11 protein-coding genes are annotated in these 20,953 nt (G+C 44.7%); 6 read left to right on the top strand and 5 right to left on the bottom strand.

The features are described from left to right. Positions 1 to 69 precede the first annotated feature (69 nt). A complete protein-coding gene (gene carB, locus HNP76_RS04110) occupies positions 70 to 3,189 on the top strand; it encodes a carbamoyl-phosphate synthase large subunit (RefSeq protein WP_184657768.1) in 3,120 nt (1,039 codons plus the stop codon). Positions 3,190 to 3,238: 49 nt separating this feature from the next. Here the strand turns inward: carB and HNP76_RS04105 are convergent, their stop codons facing one another. From HNP76_RS04105 to HNP76_RS04095, 3 genes are all read right to left on the bottom strand, one after another. Continuing rightward, positions 3,239 to 4,774, bottom strand: a complete 1,536-nt coding sequence (locus HNP76_RS04105; protein WP_184657766.1) for a glutamate synthase subunit beta — start codon at positions 4,772 to 4,774, stop codon at positions 3,239 to 3,241. Positions 4,775 to 4,799: 25 nt separating this feature from the next. After that, complete coding sequence (locus HNP76_RS04100) at positions 4,800 to 9,356, bottom strand: glutamate synthase-related protein (RefSeq protein ID WP_184657764.1); 4,557 nt, start codon at positions 9,354 to 9,356, stop codon at positions 4,800 to 4,802. A gap of 220 nt (positions 9,357 to 9,576) precedes the next feature. Then, positions 9,577 to 9,912: a helix-turn-helix transcriptional regulator gene (locus HNP76_RS04095; RefSeq protein ID WP_184657762.1), complete on the bottom strand. Its 336-nt coding sequence runs from the start codon at positions 9,910 to 9,912 to the stop codon at positions 9,577 to 9,579. A 149-nt stretch (positions 9,913 to 10,061) separates the two neighbouring features. On the opposite strand from HNP76_RS04095, the gene HNP76_RS04090 reads away from it, so the two are divergent. The 4 genes from HNP76_RS04090 to HNP76_RS04075 all read left to right on the top strand — a co-directional run bounded on the left by HNP76_RS04090 (position 10,062) and on the right by HNP76_RS04075 (position 16,366). Beyond that, positions 10,062 to 11,708 carry an InlB B-repeat-containing protein gene (locus HNP76_RS04090; RefSeq protein ID WP_184657760.1) on the top strand — a complete coding sequence of 549 codons (1,647 nt, stop codon included), beginning with the start codon at positions 10,062 to 10,064 and terminating at the stop codon, positions 11,706 to 11,708. 12 nt (positions 11,709 to 11,720) lie between these two features. After that, positions 11,721 to 15,086 (top strand): leucine-rich repeat protein, encoded by a 3,366-nt coding sequence (locus tag HNP76_RS04085; RefSeq protein ID WP_184657758.1) that lies wholly within the window; start codon positions 11,721 to 11,723, stop codon positions 15,084 to 15,086. A 130-nt stretch (positions 15,087 to 15,216) separates the two neighbouring features. After that, entirely contained in the window at positions 15,217 to 15,615 is a 399-nt protein-coding gene (locus tag HNP76_RS04080; RefSeq protein WP_184657756.1) for a hypothetical protein, read from the top strand. 1 nt (position 15,616) lies between these two features. Next, a complete protein-coding gene (locus HNP76_RS04075) occupies positions 15,617 to 16,366 on the top strand; it encodes a hypothetical protein (protein WP_184657754.1) in 750 nt (249 codons plus the stop codon). Between the two features lie 253 nt (positions 16,367 to 16,619). On the opposite strand, the gene HNP76_RS04070 is transcribed toward HNP76_RS04075, so the two are convergent. Further along, on the bottom strand, positions 16,620 to 17,075 hold the full coding sequence (locus tag HNP76_RS04070) for a hypothetical protein (RefSeq protein WP_184657752.1): 456 nt from the start codon (positions 17,073 to 17,075) through the stop codon (positions 16,620 to 16,622). 28 nt (positions 17,076 to 17,103) lie between these two features. Continuing rightward, positions 17,104 to 18,834 carry an ammonium transporter gene (locus HNP76_RS04065; RefSeq protein ID WP_184657750.1) on the bottom strand — a complete coding sequence of 577 codons (1,731 nt, stop codon included), beginning with the start codon at positions 18,832 to 18,834 and terminating at the stop codon, positions 17,104 to 17,106. 296 nt (positions 18,835 to 19,130) lie between these two features. Between HNP76_RS04065 and truB the strand changes: the two genes are divergently transcribed. Then, a complete protein-coding gene (gene truB, locus HNP76_RS04060; protein WP_184657748.1) occupies positions 19,131 to 20,930 on the top strand; it encodes a tRNA pseudouridine(55) synthase TruB in 1,800 nt (599 codons plus the stop codon). Positions 20,931 to 20,953: the final 23 nt, after the last annotated feature.

The following is a 20,953-nucleotide window of genomic DNA, read 5'->3' as shown; positions in this document are numbered from 1 at the left end:
ATATAGCGTCAAAGGCGACATCATTCCACGGGGGTGCTGTCGCTTTTTTTTATTCAGGCGAGGTTAGAAATGCCACTTAATAAAAATATCCACAAAGTTATGATTATTGGTTCCGGCCCGATTGTAATCGGTCAGGCAGCGGAATTTGATTATGCAGGAAACCAGGCTTGTAAAGCCTTAAAGTCACTGGGACTTGAAGTTTGTCTTGTGAATTCAAACCCTGCAACCCTCATGACGGACCATTTTATGGCGGATGAGATTTATCTGGAGCCGCTTACGCTTGAATCTTTGCAAAGAATTATCGAAAAAGAAAAGCCCGATTCACTTCTTTCGACTTTGGGCGGTCAGACAGGCCTCACTCTGAGTATGGAGCTTGCAAAATCAGGATTTTTAAAGAGCCACAATGTACAGCTTTTGGGTGCCCGGCCGGAGACAATCGACAAGGCCGAAGACCGACAGATGTTCAAGGATACTATGGAAGCAATCGATGAGCCCTGCATTCCGAGTAAGGTCGTTACGACTTATGAAGACGCGGCTGATTTTGTTCATAATGTGATTGGATTCCCGGCAATTATCCGACCGGCATTTACGCTCGGTGGTACCGGCGGCGGTATCGTAAACAATGACCGGGAGCTTGACGAGATTGCCCACAATGGCCTTCACCGCTCGCCGATTCATCAGATTCTTGTTGAAAAATGTATTTCAGGCTGGAAGGAAGTTGAATTTGAGGTAATGAGGGATTCAACAGGCAACGTAATCACAGTCTGTTCAATGGAAAACTTTGACCCGGTCGGCGTCCACACAGGAGACTCAATTGTAATCGCTCCGACAGTAACCCTTGCCGACAAAGAATATCAGATGCTCCGTTCTGCGGCCTTAAACATTATTTCAGCCCTTGAGATTGAAGGCGGCTGTAACTGTCAGTTTGCCTTAAACCCGGATTCTTTTGAATATGCTGTAATCGAAGTAAACCCTCGTGTTTCACGCTCTTCAGCCCTCGCTTCAAAGGCCACAGGCTATCCGATTGCAAAAGTTGCGGCCCTGATTGCGGTCGGCTTTACCCTCGATGAAATTCCTAACTTCGTAACCAAAAAGACAAAAGCCTGCTTTGAGCCAGTTTTGGATTATGTCGTAGTAAAAATGCCGAAATTCCCGTTCGACAAATTCGTTTATGCAGCCCGAAAGCTCGGTACCCAGATGAAGGCGACAGGCGAGGTAATGGCAATCGGCCAGAATTTCGAGGAAGCAATCTTAAAGGCTGCCCGCGGTCTTGAAGTCGGAGTAAAGGACTTGAACCTTCCAGCCTTTGTAAAGGAAAGTGACGAGAAAATCCGCGAGCGGGTAACAAAATGCACTGACCAGAGGATTTTTGCAATTTACCAGGCTTTGAAGAGAAATCTTCTTACAGTCGAAGAAATTCACGAAATCACAAAGATTGACGAATGGTTCTTGTGGAAACTTGAAAAGATTTGCAATGCCGAAAAAGCAGCCGGCGAAAAGATGCTCTTCCAGCCAAAGAGTTTCAAAATGGTTGATACCTGTGCGGGCGAGTTCGATGCGGAAACTCCGTATTTCTACTCAACGACATCAGGCGAAAACGAAGCCGAGACCTTCCTGAATGAAAGAAAACGCTCATCAAAAGGAACTATCGTAGTCCTCGGTTCTGGACCAATCCGAATCGGTCAGGGAATTGAGTTCGACTATGCTAGCGTTCAGTGCGTGCGTGCCCTCAAAAAACTGGGCTACGAGGTCGCAATCGTAAACAATAACCCTGAGACCGTTTCGACAGACTTTGACACGGCGGACAGGCTTTACTTTGAGCCGCTAACTCCGGTTGATGTCATGAATGTCCTTGCCGTTGAAAAGCCGCTCGGCGTTGTAGTTGCCTTTGGCGGCGGAACTGCGATTAAGCTTGCTAAATTCCTTGACGAACAGGGAATCAAGATTCTCGGAACCAGTGCCGATGCAATTGACCTTGCCGAAGACCGCGAGCGTTTTGAGGAGCTTTGTGACCGGCTTCAAATCAAACGGCCGAAGGGAATGACCGTCTTTACTGAGGTTGAGGCTCTTGAGACTGCCGAAAAAATCACTTACCCGGTTTTGATGAGGCCTAGCTATGTTTTGGGCGGCCAGAACATGATTGTTGCCCGAAACTCTGCTGATGTAAAGGAATACATGGCAATCATCCTGCGCCAGAAAATCGAAAATCCTGTTTTGATTGATAAATATATGGAAGGAAAGGAACTTGAAGTCGACTGTATCTGCGACGGCGAGAATGTCCTTATTCCTGGAATCATGGAGCACATCGAGCGTACCGGAATCCACTCAGGCGACTCGATTGCAGTCTATCCGGGCGAGTTTGAATCTGACATCGAATCAAAAATCGTAAAGCAGTCGGTTGACTTAGCCCTTGCCCTGGGAACAAAAGGTCTTGTAAACATCCAGTATTTGATTTACGAAAATGACCTCTATATCATCGAGGCAAATCCGCGCTCAAGCCGAACCGTTCCTTACATTTCAAAAGTTTCGGGCATTCCGATGATTGACCTTGCAACCCGGGCAATGCTGGGCGAGAAGGTGAGTGAAATGGGCTACGGAACAGGCCTCTACCGAAAGCCGAATTATTTTGCAGTAAAAGTTCCTGTCTTCAGCTTTGAAAAGCTCATGGATGTGGACACTCATCTTGGTCCTGAAATGAAGTCAACCGGCGAAGTTCTGGGAATCGCAAGCACAAGAAATGAAGCAGTTTTCAAGGGCATGGCCGCTGCAGGCTGGAAGAGCCTGAAGACTGGCGGCGTTTTGTTCTCTGTTCGCCAGAGCGATTTGCCAGAGCTTCCGTCCCTTGCCCGAAAATTCTATGATCTGGGCTTTAAATTGTACGCTACCAGCGGAAATGCGGCTACAATCGAGCGTTCCGGCATGGAAGTTGAGTATGTTGCAAAAGTTCATGAAAACTACAATGACAATGTAATGACCCTGCTTGAAAGCGGAAAGGTAGTCTATGTCGTTTCAACCTCAGCCAAGGGCCGAGACCCGGTAGCAGAAAGCGTCAAGCTCCGCCGCCTTGCAGTAGAACGTGACATCGACTGCCTCACAGCCATCGACACGGCAAATGCACTGGCAGACTGTTTGGCAAGCCCCTATACGCTAGGAAATGCAAGCCTGGTAGACATCAACCACGATTTATAAAATAAAAAAAAATCTCCTTTTCAGGAGATTTTTTTTTAGCTGCTTTTTATTACCTCATCAGCCAGTCATCGATTGCCTTTGCACAGGCTCGGCCTTCTGCGATTGCCCAGACTACCAGCGACTGGCCTCTGTGCATGTCTCCGGCCGTGAAGATTTTTTCGTTTTCGGTCTGGTAGCTTTCTGCTGAGGATGTGACTACTGTGTTTCGTGGAGAAAGCTTTGTTCCGAATGATGAAGCTGAGTATTCTTCTGCGCCCAAAAATCCTGCCGCAACAAGAATCAAATCTGCCTCAAGTTCCTTTTCGCTTCCTTCGATTTCAACGAGTTTTCTTACTCCGTCAACGTTCTTGAACTCGACTTCAACTGTCTTTACGCCGGTGACTTTTCCGTCCTTTGAATAGACTTCCTTGATTGTGGTTTTGAAGACCCTCGGATCATGGCCGAATTTTGCGATTGATTCTTCTGCACCGTAATCAGTCTTGAGGGTTTTAGGCCACTGTGGCCACGGATTGTCTGCTGTGCGCTCGAGAGGCGGTTTCGGCATCATCTCAATCTGGGTGACGCTTTTTGCGCCCAGACGGATACAGGTTCCGGTACAGTCGTTGCCTGTGTCACCGCCGCCAAGGACAATTACGCTTTTTCCTTCTATATTTATGCCTTTCTTTTCAAGTGAAAGGGCTATGTTTTTGTTGGTGATTACAAGGTCTCCGTCAAAAGATTTTTCAGCCTCGCTCAGGGCAACGACAGATTTTGTGACTTTTGTAAGAAAATCAACCGCGAACATGAGTCCGCCTTTTTCTGCCGGGAGAAGTTTTTCAGCTCCGCTTGCTGAGAGGGGGCGGGGATTTTTTGCACCGCAGCAGAGGGCTACGGCATCGTAATTTTTGAGGATGTCGTCAGAAGAGAAGGTGCGGCCGACATCAGCGTTAAAGATGAACTGAACTCCCTCATCCTTCATCAGCTGGATTCGCCTTTCGACGATTTTTTTGTCCAGCTTCATGTTTGGAATTCCGTACATCAAAAGTCCGCCGGCCCTGTCCTCACGCTCGTAAACAGTGACTGAGTGACCGCGCCTGTTGAGCCAGTCGGCTACTGCAAGGCCCGCAGGACCTGAGCCGATTACGGCAATTCTCTTTCCAGAGCGGCTTTTTGGAATTTCCGGCTTCATGTAGCCTGTGGCAAAGGCCCTCTCGATGATGTAAAGCTCGTTGTCGTGAATCGTGACAGCGTCATTTTCGAGGTTGCAGGCCTTTTCACAGAGAGCCGGGCAGACACGACCAGTAAATTCAGGGAAACTTGAAGTCTTTAAAAGCCTCCATGCTGCCATGTCATATTGACCCTTGTAAAGGGCGTCGTTCCATTCCGGAATAAAGTTGTGGAGCGGACAGCCTGTGACCATTCCACCTAATCTTATCGCGCTCTGGCACATCGGAACACCGCAGTTCATGCAGCGGGCAGCCTGCTCGCGGCGGGCCTTGTCGTCAAGAACAGGATGAAATTCCTTAAAATTCGTTATTCTTTCGAGTGGAGCAAAATTACCGTTCTCCTTTCTCGCATAATCCATAAATCCAGTGAGCTTTCCCATTTCTTTTTTCTCCCTTTTTCCTTTTTTACTTAGCCTGCATTGCTGCAATTTTTACTTTGAGGTAGTCGTTTGGAATAATCTTCTTGAAGCGCGGAATATAACTCTCAAAGTCGGAAAGAATCTCCCTGCCTTTTTCTGAGCCGGTTTCCTTGACGTGCTTTTCAAGAAGGGAACGGAGTTTTTCGACATCAGGATTGCTGCCGTCAGCAAATTTTTCATCTACAAGTGCCGTAACTTCATCGTCCAGGTCGTACATCGTGACGAATTCACGGTTGAGCTTTTTGTAAACCTCGTGCTTTTCGTCGAGGATGTATGCGATGCCGCCGCTCATTCCGGCTGCAAGGTTTCGTCCTGTCTCGCCAAGAATGACCGCTACGCCGCCTGTCATGTATTCAAGGGCATGGTCGCCAGTTCCTTCGACAACAGCAGTTGCGCCCGAATTTCGTACGCAGAATCGCTCTCCTGCAACACCGTTGATGAAAGCCTGTCCGCTTGTTGAGCCGAAGAGGGCAACGTTACCAATGATGATGTTTTCGTCAGCCTTTCCGCCAAAATCACCAGCCTTTTTAACTACGATTTTTCCGCCGCTCAGGCCCTTTCCGAGATAGTCGTTTGCATCTCCCTCAAGGTAAACGCTCAAGCCCTTTGGAATGAAGGCTCCGAAGCTCTGTCCGGCACCACCGGCAAAATGAACTTTGAATGCATCTTCCTCAACTTTTCCGCCGTATTTTTTCTGAATCTCGCTGCCCAAAATAGTGCAGGCTGTTCTGTCTGTTGATTCAATGCGGTAGTTTGAAGAGCTGGCATTTTCCTTCAGTTCTGCCAGAAGTTCCTTCATATCAAGAGTTGCTTCCAGCTTGAAGTCGTAGAGGCTGCGCTCAGTTTTCCAGCTTTCAGCTTTTCCTTCTTCTGCCTTTGCAAGGACTCGTGACAGGTCAAGAAGGTTTGCCCGCTTAAAGCCCTGCTTTTCCTTGAGCTTGAGAAGGTCAGTTCTTCCGCAAAGTTCCTCGACTGTCCTGATTCCGAGCTTTGCCATGAATTCACGGAGTTCTTCTGCTACAAAGCGCATGAAATTCTCAACATATTCTGCCTTGCCCTTGAAGTTTGCACGAAGTTTTTCGTTCTGGGTTGCGATTCCGAAAGGACAGGTATCGCTCTGGCAGGCACGCATCATTCGGCAGCCCATTGTTACGAGAGGAGCTGTCGCAAATCCGAATTCCTCCGCACCGAGCAGGGCCGCAATAGCAACATCACGTCCGCTCATGAGTTTTCCGTCGGTTTCGATGATTACCCGGCCGCGTAAGCCGTTCTGAATCAGAGTCTGGTGGGCTTCGGCTAGTCCTAGCTCCCAAGGTAAGCCTGCATTGTGAATTGATGAGATTGGAGCCGCACCAGTTCCGCCGTCGTGACCTGAAATCAAGATTACCTGGGCACCTGCTTTTGCAACACCGGCTGCGACAGTTCCGACACCAGCTTCACTTACCAGCTTGACGCTAATTCGGGCATCCCGGTTGGCATTCTTCAAGTCGTAAATGAGCTGGGCCAGATCCTCGATTGAATAGATGTCGTGGTGTGGTGGAGGCGAAATCAAGCTTACTCCAGGAGTTGCATAACGGGTCTGGGCAATCCAGGGATAAACTTTCTTTCCAGGAAGGTGTCCGCCCTCGCCAGGCTTTGCTCCCTGTGCCATTTTAATCTGAATCTCTTTTGCGCTGAGAAGATATTCTTCTGTAACGCCGAATCGTCCCGAAGCGACCTGCTTGATTGCGGAATTGAAGACAGTTCCCAGACGCTCTGGTTTTTCGCCGCCCTCACCACTGTTGCTTTTTCCGTGAAGGTGATTCATTGCCTCGGCCATGCACTTGTGGGCTTCCTCAGAAATTGAGCCGTAAGACATGGCACCAGTCTTAAAGCGCTGAACGATTTGGTCTACGCTCTCGACTTCATCAAGCGGGATTCCGCTGTTTTTGTCGTAGTTGAAATCAAGCATTGCGCGCAGTGTGTGTGGCTTTTCGTCAGCATCAACAAGGGCAGTGTATTCCTTGAATCGCTTGTAGTCGCCTTTCTGTGTCGATTCCTGAAGTGCGATGATTGTCTCAGGATTGTAAAGATGGTCTTCTGCTCCAGGACCCCGACGCATCTTGTGGTAGCCGGTTGAATCCAGGTGGCTGTTTTCCGTGAGGCCGTTTGGATTCCATGCCTTGTTGTGGTGATAGATGATGTCTTCTTCGATTTCCTTGAGGGTGATTCCGCCGACTCGGCTGACCGTGTTTGTGAAGTATTTTTCAGTGACTTCAGGGGAAATGCCGACAGCCTCAAAAATCTGTGCCGACTGATAAGACTGAACCGTGCTGATTCCCATCTTAGCGCCGATTTTTACGATTCCGTTGATGATTGCGAAATTGTAGTCGTTGATTGCCGTGTGGTAGTCCTTGTCGAGGATTTTCTGGTCAATGAGCTCAGCGATTGCCTCATGGGCAAGGTAAGGATTTACAGCCCGCGCACCATAGCCTAAGCACATTGCAGCCTGATGAACATTGCGGACTTCAGCGCTCTCAAGGAGGATTGAAATCTTTGTTCGTTTTTTTGTGCGGATAAGATACTGCTCAACGGCACTGACAGCGAGCAGGGAAGGAATTGCCGCATGTTTTTCGTCAACGCCACGGTCAGAAAGAACGATGATGTTGTAGCCATCTTCATAAGCCGAATCAATCTGCTTGAAAAGATTTTCCAGTGCCACCTCAAGAACTGGGGGCGTTGTGGGGGTAGCCCCCGCAGAAGGGGTAGCGGAAGACGCGTCAGCGGCTGCAGCGAGGGGAAGGCTTTCCCCGCTTTCAATTTTCAATTTTCCGTTTTCAATTTTTAGAAGCAGTGAAAGTGTCGTCGTTCTCAGGCCTTTCTGGTCCAGTGCCTTGATTTTAATCAGGTCTGTGCCTGTGAGGATCGGATTGTGGATTTCGAGGACATGGCAGTTTTTGCCCTTTGGATCAAGAAGGTCGCCGTCACTTCCGACATAGACAGTCGTGTCAGTTACGATTTTTTCACGGAGTGAGTCAATCGGCGGGTTTGTGACTTGGGCGAAGAGCTGCTTGAAGTATTCAAAAAGACTCGGGTGATTGTCGCTCATGCAGGCAAGCGGTGTGTCAACGCCCATAGATCCGATCGGCTCGACACCAGTTTTTGCCATTGAAAGAACCATCTCGTTGACGTCCTCGTAATTCCAGCCGAAAGCCCTGTAAAGCCTGTCCCGTTCTTCCTGAGTTGAAACAGGAACCTTTTTGTTAGGAATCTTGAGGGATGCAAGCTGGATGAGGTTCTGGCTGATCCATTCGCCGTAAGGATGCTCAGATGCGTAGTGACTCTTGATTTCGTCGTCTGTGATGACTTTTTTTGCCTTTGTATCGACCAGAAGCATTTTTCCCGGCATGAGGCGTGATTTTTTGACGATTTTGCTTTCCGGGATTTCAAGAACGCCGACTTCCGAGCTGAGGATGAGCATGTTGTCGCTTGTGATATAGTAGCGGCTAGGGCGAAGTCCGTTTCGGTCGAGTGTGGCACCCAAAACGTCACCGTCGCTGAAAAGGATTGCGGCAGGACCGTCCCATGGCTCCATCATTGTTGCCCAGTAGTGGTAGAAGTCTTTTTTGTCCTGACCGAGGGTGTCTTCGTGCTTCCATGCCTGTGGGATACAGACCATTACGGCAAGAGGCAAGTCCATTCCGTTCATTACCAGATATTCAAGAGTGTTGTCGAGCATTGCCGAGTCAGAGCCTGTCGTGTCGACTTCACCTTCGCGGGCAATCATGCGGTCAACGTTTCCGCGGATTGTATTGATTTCGCCGTTGTGGGCGATAAAGCGGTTAGGGTGGGCTCTCTGCCAGCTTGGGTTAGTGTTTGTAGAAAATCGTGAGTGAACGAGGGCAAGTGAAGAAGAATAAAGATCAGATTGAAGGTCATGATAGAAAGTGCGGAGCTGCTGGACAAGGAACATTCCCTTGTAAACGATTGTCCTGCTGCTCATGGAACAGATGTAAGTTTTTGAATCTGCTCCTTTTTCAAAGGCAAGGCGGGCTTTATAAAGGAGTTTGTCGAACTCAAGACCCCTCTCGCAGTTTTCCGGGCGGGCTAGAAAGGCCTGCCATACTTCCGGCATACAGTCCCTTGCTTTCTGGCCAAGGACTTCGGCTTTTACAGGAACTTTTCGCCAGCCGATGAAATTCAATTTTTCTGAGGCACAGATTTTTTCGAAGCGAGATTTTTCTGATTCGAAATTATCTGCCGGGAAGAAGAACATTCCGATTCCGTAGTCTCTCTCGTCTCCCAAAGATTCAATTTTTTTGCCAGCCAGTGAAATCTCGCCTTTTTTTGCGGCTTCATTAAAAAAATCGTGGCTGATCTGGACGAGGATTCCAACGCCGTCACCTGTTTCGCCGCTAGCGTCTTTGCCAGCGCGATGCTCCAGTTTTTCGACGATGGAAAGAGCATTTTCAACGACTCCGTGCGATTTTTTGCCATCAATGTTAACGACCGCTCCGATACCGCAGGAATCATGCTCAAACGATGGTTCGTAAAGTGTCTTCAATTTTGTTCTCCTATTCAAAACAAAAAAGTCGCAGACGATGCCCTTAAAAAAAACATCACCTGCGACTTCATTGTCGTTTTTTTCTTTTGTTATAAAAACAAAAGAGGTCGTAGATTTTACGCCTGAATCTCAAGCAGAAAATCTACGACCTCTTTGCCGTTAATTTTTTATACACTAACGGCTTATTTTTGTCAATATACTTATTAATCCTGACTCTGGCTTAGGTCTGACCGCGTACCATTGTTGTCAGCACTTGCAGAATGGCCTTTTTGTTTTCGGGGGAAAGGCGGGAAATCAGCGTGAGGATGTGCTTTTCCTGTTTTTTGTCTTCGGCCAGTGCGTTGGAATTGTCTTCGCCACCAAGCAGGTTTTCAACGCTGGTGTTTAGAACTTTTGCAATCCGGCATGCGTAGTCGGCGGGGGGAATTGTAGCACGTGAATTTAAGTAGTTTTCTAATGTTTGGTACGGAATCTTTGCTTTTTGAGAGAGTTCTTTAGCTGTTATACCTAAAAACGACAATTCATCTTTTACATTTTCTCTGAATGAATTTCCCATGGCTTTATAATAATTCAATTAGATATATACAAATATTCGCAAAACTCAATGAGCAATTTATATTGCCTAGAAAACTCAAATAGCATAATATATACTTAAGTGTAACTCAATTGAGTGTCAACTTTGATGCAAGATCGTGGGGGCGAATTATGAAAAAAATCCTTTCTGTAGTGGCATTACTTGCGGCAATGTTCTTTTTATTTGCAAATTGTTCTACTGACAGTTCTGGTGACAGCGGAAATGAAAATCAGAAGACTGAGAAAACAGATGAAGATGAAAAATCCAAGGACTCAGACGAAAGCGAAAAGGAAGATGATGGCAAGAAAACGGAAGATGGAAAAACGTATTACACACTTTCCCTTGATGCAAACGGCGGAGAAGGCTCAATTTCATACAATAATATAGAAACAAATAAAGAATTTAAGCTTGAAAAAGCGAAGGGGCTTGGCGTAAGCCGTGAGGGATATACCTTTGCGGGCTGGGCTCGTTCTGCAACTGCGATAAGTGCGAATTATGATGACGGTGACTCTGTAATCGTCAATTCAGACATAACTCTCTATGCTGTGTGGGTGAAAAATACAGAAGCTGAGAATACTGATAAGCCGGGAGAAGGGGAAAATCCGGGGAAAACTGATGAAGAAGATAAGCCGGGAGAAAATGAAAATCCTGGAAAAACTGAGGAAGAAGATAAGCCTGGTGAAACTGATAATCCTGCACAGACCGATGAACCTGGCAAGCAGGATAAACCGACGGAGCAGGAGCAGGAAAAGCCGTCCGAAAAGGAAGACGAACAGAAAACTATAAAATACACAATTCGTTTCAACTCAAACGCTTCTGATGCATCTGGCTCTCTGAGCGATATTGCCGCTTCTCAGGGGGAAGTTCTTACTTTGCCAAAAAGCACATTCTTGAGAACGGGCTTTACATTTGAGGGTTGGGCAAAAACCAGCAGTGCAACTTCTGCGGACTATGCGGACGGTGCTAGCGTAAAAGACCTTTCTTCAACTGATGGAGAAGTGGTCACGCTTTATGCAGTATGGATGCTTGTCGTTAAAGAAGCAGAACTTTCTTCAATATACTTCAATAGAAATCCTGCAAAAACGGAATACAAATACGGAGAATCTGTTGATGTCAGTGGCGCGGAACTTATCGCAGCATATTCTGACGGCACAAAAAAGACGATAGAAAGCGGCTTCACGGTGTCACCGGAAAAACTGAACTCTGTTGGAAGTCAAACCGTCACGGTAACTTATGAAGGTAAAACTGTGACATTCGATGTTGAAGTTTACAATGAACTGACAGGTCTTTCTTTCATGACAAAGCCATATAAAACCTTATACGACATAGGTGATTCGGTTGATACGGACGGAACTGTGCTTCTTGCAACATACTCTGATGGAACAAGCAAGACTATTGAAAGTGGATTTAGCGTATCTCCAGAAACACTGGACTCTGAGGGGGAGCAGACAATAACGATTACATACGGTGAAAAGACCGTGACATACAGAGTTGATGTCATAAAGTCTCTGAGTTTCTCACTGAATGTAACAATCAGGGATTTTACTGATGAAGATGGCCTGCTTTCCTATTACGAGAAAACAAATATGTTCATCGCAAAAGACGGCTTCAAAAAATACAAATGGTGGATAGACGACAAGGCCCAGTCAATTACGGACGGTTTCTGCAAAATCACGCAGTCACTTGTAAGCGACAAACGAAATCACACGATAATGGTCATCGTTACTGATGATGATGGAAACCGGTATTCGGCAACGGCTGAATTTACATTGCGATAGGAGGAAAATTAAATGAAGAAAATCTTTAAATCCATTTTTTTATGTTTGTGCGCATCTTTTTTTGTTCTCTCATGCTCTGATTCTGATACAGACAATAATTCTTCGGAAGAAATGACTGCAGGGGAAATCTCTTCTTCTAAAAAGGCTTATATTACAGTTTCTTTGGAAGAATCTCAGCCCGAAAGGACTATCATGCCAACAACTCTGAATAAAGAAGACTTTATTTATGAGCTTTGGGGAAGCGGTCCTAATGATTCCGTCAAGAGAAAAATTGCGACATGGGTGACATACAGCAAGCTGAAGGAAAAAAAGGTGATTGAAGTTGATGTAGGAAACTGGTCTTTCACCCTTAAAGCATATCTGGACAGCAACACACAGCTTTTAGAGGATACGATTTCAAAAACAATTAGCTATGGTTTGAATTCACTCGGCTTTTATATGAAGGAAGTTGCCGGCCGTGGCGATATTGATGTGACTTTCTGGTATCCGAAGCTTGAGACAGGTTGTGTAAAGGCTGAACTGGTTCTCATTGCACAAAATTTTCAGACTGGCCTTGACAGCGAAATTACTGTTCTGGCAAAAAAGACTTTGGAAATCACTTCCGAAGAAAAAATCATTGATGAACACCCATATTCATCTGTCGTTTTTCAAAAATCAGATGTGCAGAGCGGATATTACGTCCTCAAATTTTACATCTATGACAGCACGGCAAATTCTGCCGAGCCAAAAAGCTATTACACGACCCTTGTGAAAGTTTCAAACGGCAGCACCAGCAAGGGGGAAGAAACTCTCCGGACAGGAAACTACATCACGATATTCAGAACTGCTTCGGGAATTGCCTGGAACACCGTTCCGTATGCAGAAAAATATAAGATTTTCAAGTACGAGACGGAAGGCTTCATTGATGTAAAGAATTTTAATGCAGCTCTGTTTACGGAAGAGCCGGAAGAAATCCAGAATACAGAATATGTGGTTGAAAATACATCTGACGAAAAAAATCTTTATATTGCAATCAAAGCGTATTCAGAGGAGGAAGAATCAGAATTCAGCAATGTGATTTTGCTGCCAGCTCCTTACAAGATTACTTATGAACTGAACGGCGGAACGAACAGTGCGGAAAATCCGGTAGCTTATACGGCAAAAGATGATACCTTTGATTTTAAGGATGCGACACGTGAAGGGTATAAATTTGCAGGCTGGTACACGGATGATTCATTTGCAGATGAAAGTAAAGTGTCAAAAATAGAAAAAGGCAGCAGCGGAAGACTCACGCTTTATGCAAAATGGGAAATAATCGAATATGACATTGAATATGTGCTGAATGATGGTAGTAACAACAGTGAGAATCCTGAAAAATATACAGTAGAATCTAGTTTTACATTAAAAGATCCGGTTCGTGAGGATTACTTTTTCGGCGGATGGTATACAAGCTCCACATTTGAAGCAGAAAGTCAGCTTGAAAAAATCGAAAAGGGGTGTACAGGAAAGCTTACACTGTATGCGAAATGGAAAGAAACTTACACGATAATTTTTAATGCAAATATTAATGATGCCACAGGTTCAATGGACAATCTTAAAGCCGCATGTGGTGAAGATGTTGAATTGCCAAAGAATCTATTTTCTTATAATGGTAAAGTATTTATGGGGTGGACAACCGATAAGAACTCAGAAAACGCAGAGTATGCCGATAAGCAGACTGTTGCAAGTCTCTGCCCGGAACAAGGCGGAAGGGTTGTTCTTTATGCTGTTTGGGTAAATGAATTAACCTCAAGTGAAATAGTGAACAAGATAAAGTCGCTCACAAAAAGTGCAAGTCTGCTTGTGACGGGTGAAATTACACAGTCAAAAATACGCGAAATAAATTCTGCATTAAAAAATTTGGAAAGTAAGAATTCAGAGATACGCGTTAGCCTGGATTTGTCCAGAACCTCAGGATTGACTTATTTGGAAAGCGCATCTTCTGAACCGACAAAATCATTTCGTGGATGTTCTAATTTGTCGGCAATTGCTTTACCAGACAGCTTGAAGAGCATAGGGGAAGGGGCGTTCTATGGATGCAGCGGACTTAAAACAGTGTATTACGCAGGAACGATAGAGCAGTGGCTGGGAATTCAGTTTGAATGGTGGAATAGCAATCCATGCTGTAATGGAGCTGATTTATATATAAATGGCGAAAAACTTACCGAGCTAGTAGTACCGGACAGTGTGACGAGCATAGGGCAATTTGCGTTCTCTGGATGCAGCGGACTCACGAGCGTGGAGATAGGAAACGGCGTTACGAGCATAGGAGAGTATGTGTTCTATGGATGCAGCGGGCTTACGAGCGTGGAGGTACCAGACAGTGTGATGAGCATAGGACAAGGGGCATTCTCTGAATGCAGCTCCCTTGAAAGTATTACAATTCCGTTTGTCGGTGCCAGTGCAGATATCGAAAGTAAATCAATAGAGTTTAAATATATATTCGATACTGTTCCTTCATCATTGAAAAAAGTAAAAGTAACAGGCGGAAAACTGTTTAACGGTGCGTTCTCTAAATGTAGTGGACTAACGAGTGTGGAGTTAGGAAACGGCGTAACGAGCATAGGAGAAAATACGTTCTATTACTGCAGCGGACTTACGAGCGTGGAGATATCAGACAGCGTGACGAGCATAGGAAAGTATGCGTTCTCTGGATGCAGCGGACTTAAAACAGTGTATTACGCAGGAACGATAGAGCAGTGGTTGGGAATTCAGTTTGAAGGGGTGGCTAGCAATCCATGTTGTAATGGAGCTGATTTATATATAAATGGCGAAAAACTTACCAAGCTAGTAGTACCAGACAGTGTGACGAGCATAGGAGAGTATGCGTTCTCTGGATGCAGCGGGCTTACGAGCGTGGAGATACCAGACAGCGTGACGAGCATAGGATCTAGTGCGTTCTTTAAATGCAGCGGACTTAAAACAGTGTATTACGCAGGAACGATAGAGCAGTGGCTGGGAATTCAGTTTGAAGGGGTGGATAGCAATCCATGTTGTAATGGAGCTGATTTATATATAAATGGCGAAAAACTTACCGGGCTAGTAGTACCGGACAGTGTGAAGAGCATAGGAGAGTATGCGTTCTCTGGATGCAGCGGGCTTACGAGCGTGGAGATACCAGACAGCGTGAAGAGCATAGGAGAGTATGCGTTCTCTGGATGCAGCGGACTTACGAGCGTGGAGATACCTGGCAGTGTGACGAGCATAGGGGGGAGGGCGTTCTTATATTGCAAAAATCTTTCAACAATCAATTTTGCAGGAACTAAAGCAGAATGGAACAGCATTACAAAAGGTTCACGTTGGAAAGAAGATGTCGCCGCTACTGTCGTGCATTGCTCTGATGGAAATGTGTCTCTGTAGATGTAAATGTAACTTACGGAGAGAGTTTAGAAAGTTTGCAAGCTAAATCCGCACTTCTGCACAATACGGTTCGTTGAGCTATGTGCAGGGGGCGGAATGAGAAAGATTTTTCAAAGGGAGAAAAACGAATATGAATGAGATGTTTGTATTACAGGGGGCAACGAACACTGGAAAAAAAAAGACTCTTAAAGCGTTAAGAGAAATGCTGAAGAATTTATATCCTGATTATCAAGAAGAGGAACTTTATACAGATACTGTTTATATTCTAAGTGGGAAAAATACCCCGAAGATTGGACTTTTAATAGATGATAAGTACGAAAAGTTCATAAAATCTCATCTGGAAACTTTTCGGGATAAGGGATGTGAGATAGTTTTCTGTGCATGCCTAACTGATGGCGATACTTTGGATGCTGTTAATACAATGAAGAATGATTATTCGATTCATTTTATCGGCAGGGGGCAAGGGGGGGGCTTCCCTGATGATTGCATTGTCCAGGCACACGAATTACGGAAATTTGCGAGGTTGTAAAATGAGCGGTATTGTTTATCTTAAAGACTTATCTGAAAATGAAAGGGAAAAAAGTACTCAACTTCTTATGAAACGATTAAATTCATTTAGAGAAGAGTTGAATAAAAACAAAAATTTTCATGAGGTTTGTGAAATACCTGATGATGCTCTTATCGATAAACATATTGCACTTGATATACCTGTCACATGGTATGAAGCTGTGTGTTTATGCATATTGCGCTCTGAAATAGAACATCTGACTCCGTGCTATCAGATAGAAAATCCTGCAATCTGCAATGGTGAATTTGTATTTGATGTAAAAAGTCGGGATTCTGACGGATACAGATTACCTACTGCTGATGAATTCAAGTTTTTTGCAGATAATACAACTTTTGAAATTAAGTCTCTGGGAATTATTGATAAAAATATTTGGTGTGATGATGTACATAATGAGGATGGAAAATATTCAATAGTTTTAATCAAAAAAGAAAAGAACTGGGATGAAGAAGAATTAAAGTTACATCGAGGTTATTCTTTTCCAAATGAAAAAATGGGATATGTTATGATGGTTAGAAATCCAGATTCTGAATGCAAAAAAAAACTTGAAGTTACTATGAATAATGAAGTTCTGAAATATACAGAGGGATTGCTAAAAAATGCTAATAAAGAGATTAAAAGTAATTCTCGCAAGAAAAAAACTTCTGTGAAGTGGGGAAACATTAGCGAATTAAATTCTTTAGAAAACTCTAAATTAAAAACAGATGAAGAGTAGAAGCCATGAAATCAGAATATGAAATTATTTTTACGGAAGGAAATTCTGCTGATGCATTGTGGCGTATGGCAAAAGTATAAAAAAACTTTTCCCAAAAAACAAAAAAAATATTTACGTATAATTATTATCATATAAAAGGAAGGAACGAGCTGAAACAAACAAAGCCTCCCTTGCTCGCCAGCGGAATTTCCTGCAACGGCAAAAACAGGGACTGTCCTCACGGACATTCCCTGTTACGTCTTGTTTGAAAGTTTTAACTTCCCGTTTTCAATTTTTCTTTAAGAGCCAGCACTTGTTCCAATGGCAGTGAAGTCCATTTTGCAACTTGTTCTTCAGGAACACAGTCAGTCAGCATTTTCTTCGCGTTTGTAATGGAAGCTTGCTTTTCGCCCTGCATGAAGGCGTATTTTTCGCGCGAGATGCAGTCATGGACAAATCTTTCGTAGCCGATCTGGTTTTCCCATTCCTGCTGGTCGCGGCTCATCTGATTCAAAAGTGCCTGTGCCATGTCCATTTCCTCCTGCATCCTGGTAAGTTTGTTGAGCAGAAGCCGTGCTTTCTTGTTCTCTTCTGCCATTATTAGAATACTCCAGAACTCAATTTCTGACAACTCTGCGACCGGCTTGTCAAAAAGTTCTTTGATTTTCGGCAATGCAAATGAAAAAAAGTCAGAAAAATCCAAAAAAAAGGGGAATGCCCTTGAAGACATTCCCCTCTATCTCTTGTTTGAAAGATTTTTAGTCCTGCAAAGCGTCGTAACCTTCTTCGCCGGTTCTTACTTTGATTACATTCTCAACATCGTATACGAAAATCTTTCCGTCGCCGATGTGGCCTGTGTACAAAACTTCCTTGGCGGCTGTGACAACCAAATCAACAGGAACTTCGCTTACGACGATTTCAACCTTAATCTTAGGAAGAAGTGTCATATCAATCTGAGCACCGCGGTAGAACTCTCCTGCACCGTGCTGTACGCCACAGCCAAGTACGTTTGTTACAGTCATACCTGTTACTCCGATGTCGTTCATTGCAGACTTGATTTCGTCGAATTTTGTCTGACGTGTTACGATGACAACCTTGTGGAATTTTGCATCCGGCTTGCTTGAAGGAACTTTGACGACCGGAACAGCCTTTTCTTCCGGAACCTTTACGCCGGCAGAAGCAGCTGCCTTGAGCTCTGCGCTTGAATAGTGCTGCTCGATGTCGAAGCCTGAGTAGCTTGAATCCAAGCCGTGCTCAATCTTATCAAGACCGATGATTTCTTCCTCAACACTGACTCGCAATCCCATGATTTTCTTGATGATTGTGAAAAGGATTGTGATTGTAAGGACTGTCCAGAGCATGATGATGAACATGCCGCCGAACTGCTTTCCGAGCTGGGCAAATCCGCCGCCGTAGAAAAGACCTTCCTGAATTCCTGCAAGTTCAAATCCTGGAGCTGATTTTGTGGCGAAAAGACCTACGGCAATTGTACCCCAGATACCGTTCATCATGTGAACTGCAACGGCACCAACCGGGTCATCAATGTGGAGCTTGTAGTCCAAAAGCCAGATTCCGAATACTACGAGCAGGCCTGCTACGGCACCGATGATTGCCGCACCAGCACAGTCTGTAACGTCACATGGAGCTGTGATTGCAACCAATCCTGCAAGTGAGGCGTTCAAACACATTGAAACATCAGGCTTGCCATATTTAATCCATGTGAAAATCATTGTAACTACAGTTGCAACAGCAGGAGCTACAGTTGTTGTAAGGAATACTGAACCGAGGGTTGGAACGTCAGTTGCGGCAGCACCGTTGAATCCGTACCAGCCCAACCAGAGGATGAATACACCCAGGGCACCGATTGTCAGGTTGTGGCCAGGGAAAGCCTTTACCTTTGTGACCTTACCGGCTGCATCGCGTGTGAATTTTCCGATACGAGGACCGACCATTGCGGCACCAATCAGGGCACAGATACCGCCTACCATGTGGATACATGCTGAACCTGCGTAATCGTGGAAGCCCCACTGTGCCAAAAATCCGCCGCCCCATGTCCAGTGAGCTTCGATAGGGTAGATGATACCAGAAATGATTGCTGAATAGATACAGTATGAGCTGAATTTTGTTCGCTCTGCCATTGCACCAGAAACGATTGTTGCTGTTGTGGCACAGAAAACAAGGTTGAAGACGAAGTTTGAGAAATCAAAGTGAGCATAGTCGCTGAAAACTGAGAAGCCGGGTTTTCCGAGAACGCTCCAGATTCCTTTGCTTACTTCACCTGTTACAGGATCTGTGAAAGAAAGCATCATTGATGCACCAATCAGGAACCACATTACGGTTCCGATACAGAAATCCATCAGGTTCTTCATGATGATGTTGCCGGCGTTTTTTGCGCGTGTGAAACCTGTCTCCACCATCGCAAAACCTGCCTGCATCCAGAATACGAATGCGGCACCAATTAAGAACCATACACTCCATAAATCTTGCATTTTTTTACCTCCTATTTTTGCAAAAAAATCGACGATAACATCAGACACTGCGCACATGCCCGACACCATCGTCGATAATAAAAAAAGCCGCGAATTCAAATTTGAACTCACGGCTTCATTGCCATGTTAATAACACAAAAAAAGGTCGCAAGAATTGCCTTCCTGCGACCTCATTGTCGTGTGATATTCTATTTATATCTTTTTGAAAAAAAAATGTCAAGATAGTTAAAGAAAATCTTAATGACTTTAACTTGACACCCAATCGTAAAATTGCTAGTCTTTTTTCAATTATATAGATGAAAAAGAATAAGAACTCGGATTCAGGCTTGTCCGGTATTGTTCTGCTTGCAAAACAGGCAGGTCTCACAAGTTTTTCTTCTCTCTCCTCGGTCAAGCGCGCACTTTCCACCACAAAAGTCGGTCATACAGGCACGCTGGATTCATTTGCCGACGGTCTTCTGGTCGTTCTTGTAGGAAAACTCACTCATTTAGTTCCCCATATCACAAATTTTGACAAAACTTATATAGCCCTTGTTGAATTCGGAAGCGAAACTGACACCCTGGACCCGACTGGTCAGGTCATTAAAACAGGAAAAATCCCATCCAGAGAAGAAGTTGAAGCCGTCCTTCCCCAGTTTTTAGGTGAGATTGATCAGGTTCCTCCTGCCTACAGCGCCCTTCATGTTGACGGAAAAAGGGCCAGTGACTTGATGCGTGAGGGAAAGGCTGTCGAATTAAAAGCCAGAAAAATTACAATTTCTTCTATTAAATTGCTTGATTTTTATGATAATTTTGCCCGAATCGAAATTTCATGCTCCAAAGGAACTTACATTCGCTCGCTTGCCCGTGATATTGCTTCGGCCTGCGGAAGTGTCGCTCATCTCAAAGAACTCAAGCGCACGCGGGTAGGGCCGTTCAAGCTCGAGGATGCAGTCGGTGCTGATTGTTCGCCAAAAAATCCTGCTGATGATGAAAAGTTGTATTCTCAAATCCGTTCACATCTTCTTGATATGGACATGGATCTTGCCCGACTTTGCGGCATGGACACAGCCGTTCTTGCCCACCGCTACATCAATGATTTTAACAATGGCCGTCCTTTAAAGGCTAAGATGTTCGTCCATGATTTAAACAGCGAGAACGTCAAAAATGAAGTCGCTGTTTTTTATGATGACGGAAAATTTGGCGGAGTCATCACAAAAAAGGCTGACGGCAATAAATTTCTGCTCAATTACGGTTTTGTGATTCATTACCCTGAGCAAAAAATGAAGATTTTTTCCTGGGATCAGGTTGTAAACGGAAAATTCCCGGAAGAATTAAAAAATGCCGGCACTGCAATCACAATCGGAAGTTTTGACGGCTCTCACTTGGGACACAGGGCGATTTTTGATTCAGTTATTGCGCAAAAAGAAAATAAACTTGTTCCGGGAGTGCTTACTTTTACGCGCTCACTCCGTGGCTATAAAAATCCGCAGTCTTACGAAGGCGATGTCGTTTCATTGTCTCAAAAAATCGAAAATCTTACGGAACAAGGATTTGCATTTGCCATAGTCATTGACTTTTCTTCTGAATTCGGTAGAATAGAAGGACGTGATTTTCTTAATGTGCTGGTGCAGAATTGCGGGCTCAAGTATCTTGCAGAAGGATCAGATTTCCACTGCGGTTACAAAGGTCTTGTCGGCATGGAAGAAATCAAAAATATCGCGGCAGATTTAGATTTTGCTGTCCAAACAATTGATTCGGTTATTTTTGAAGGCGAAAAGGTTTCTTCTTCCAGGATCCGAACTTGTGTTCTGGAGCGTCAGTTCCATCAGGCTCAAAAAATGCTTCTAAAGAATTTCGAGCTTGATTGCACTGGTTTCAATTGGCACAAACAGGGCAAAAATCAAATTTATGCTGCAAAAAAGGGTGCGCAGCTTTTGCCTCCCGAAGGAACTTACAAAACGATTGTGAGTTTCTACGATTTTAGTCAAAAATCTGGTGAAGCACAAAATTACCGTGCAGCCAATTCTGATTGTACATTAGAGGATGGGAATCTTCGCCTCGCATTCTCTGATAATTTAATCAGTGGCTTTGTTCGGTCAATTCAGTTCTTATAAGCCAGTAAAATTTATATTTTTAA

The sequence above is a fragment of the Treponema ruminis genome (assembly GCF_014201975.1).
In the GTDB taxonomy this organism is placed as follows: Bacteria; Spirochaetota; Spirochaetia; order Treponematales; family Treponemataceae; genus Treponema_D; species Treponema_D ruminis.
Note: the sequence above shows the minus strand (reverse complement) of the source record. Positions and strands in the feature narration are given on the sequence as shown.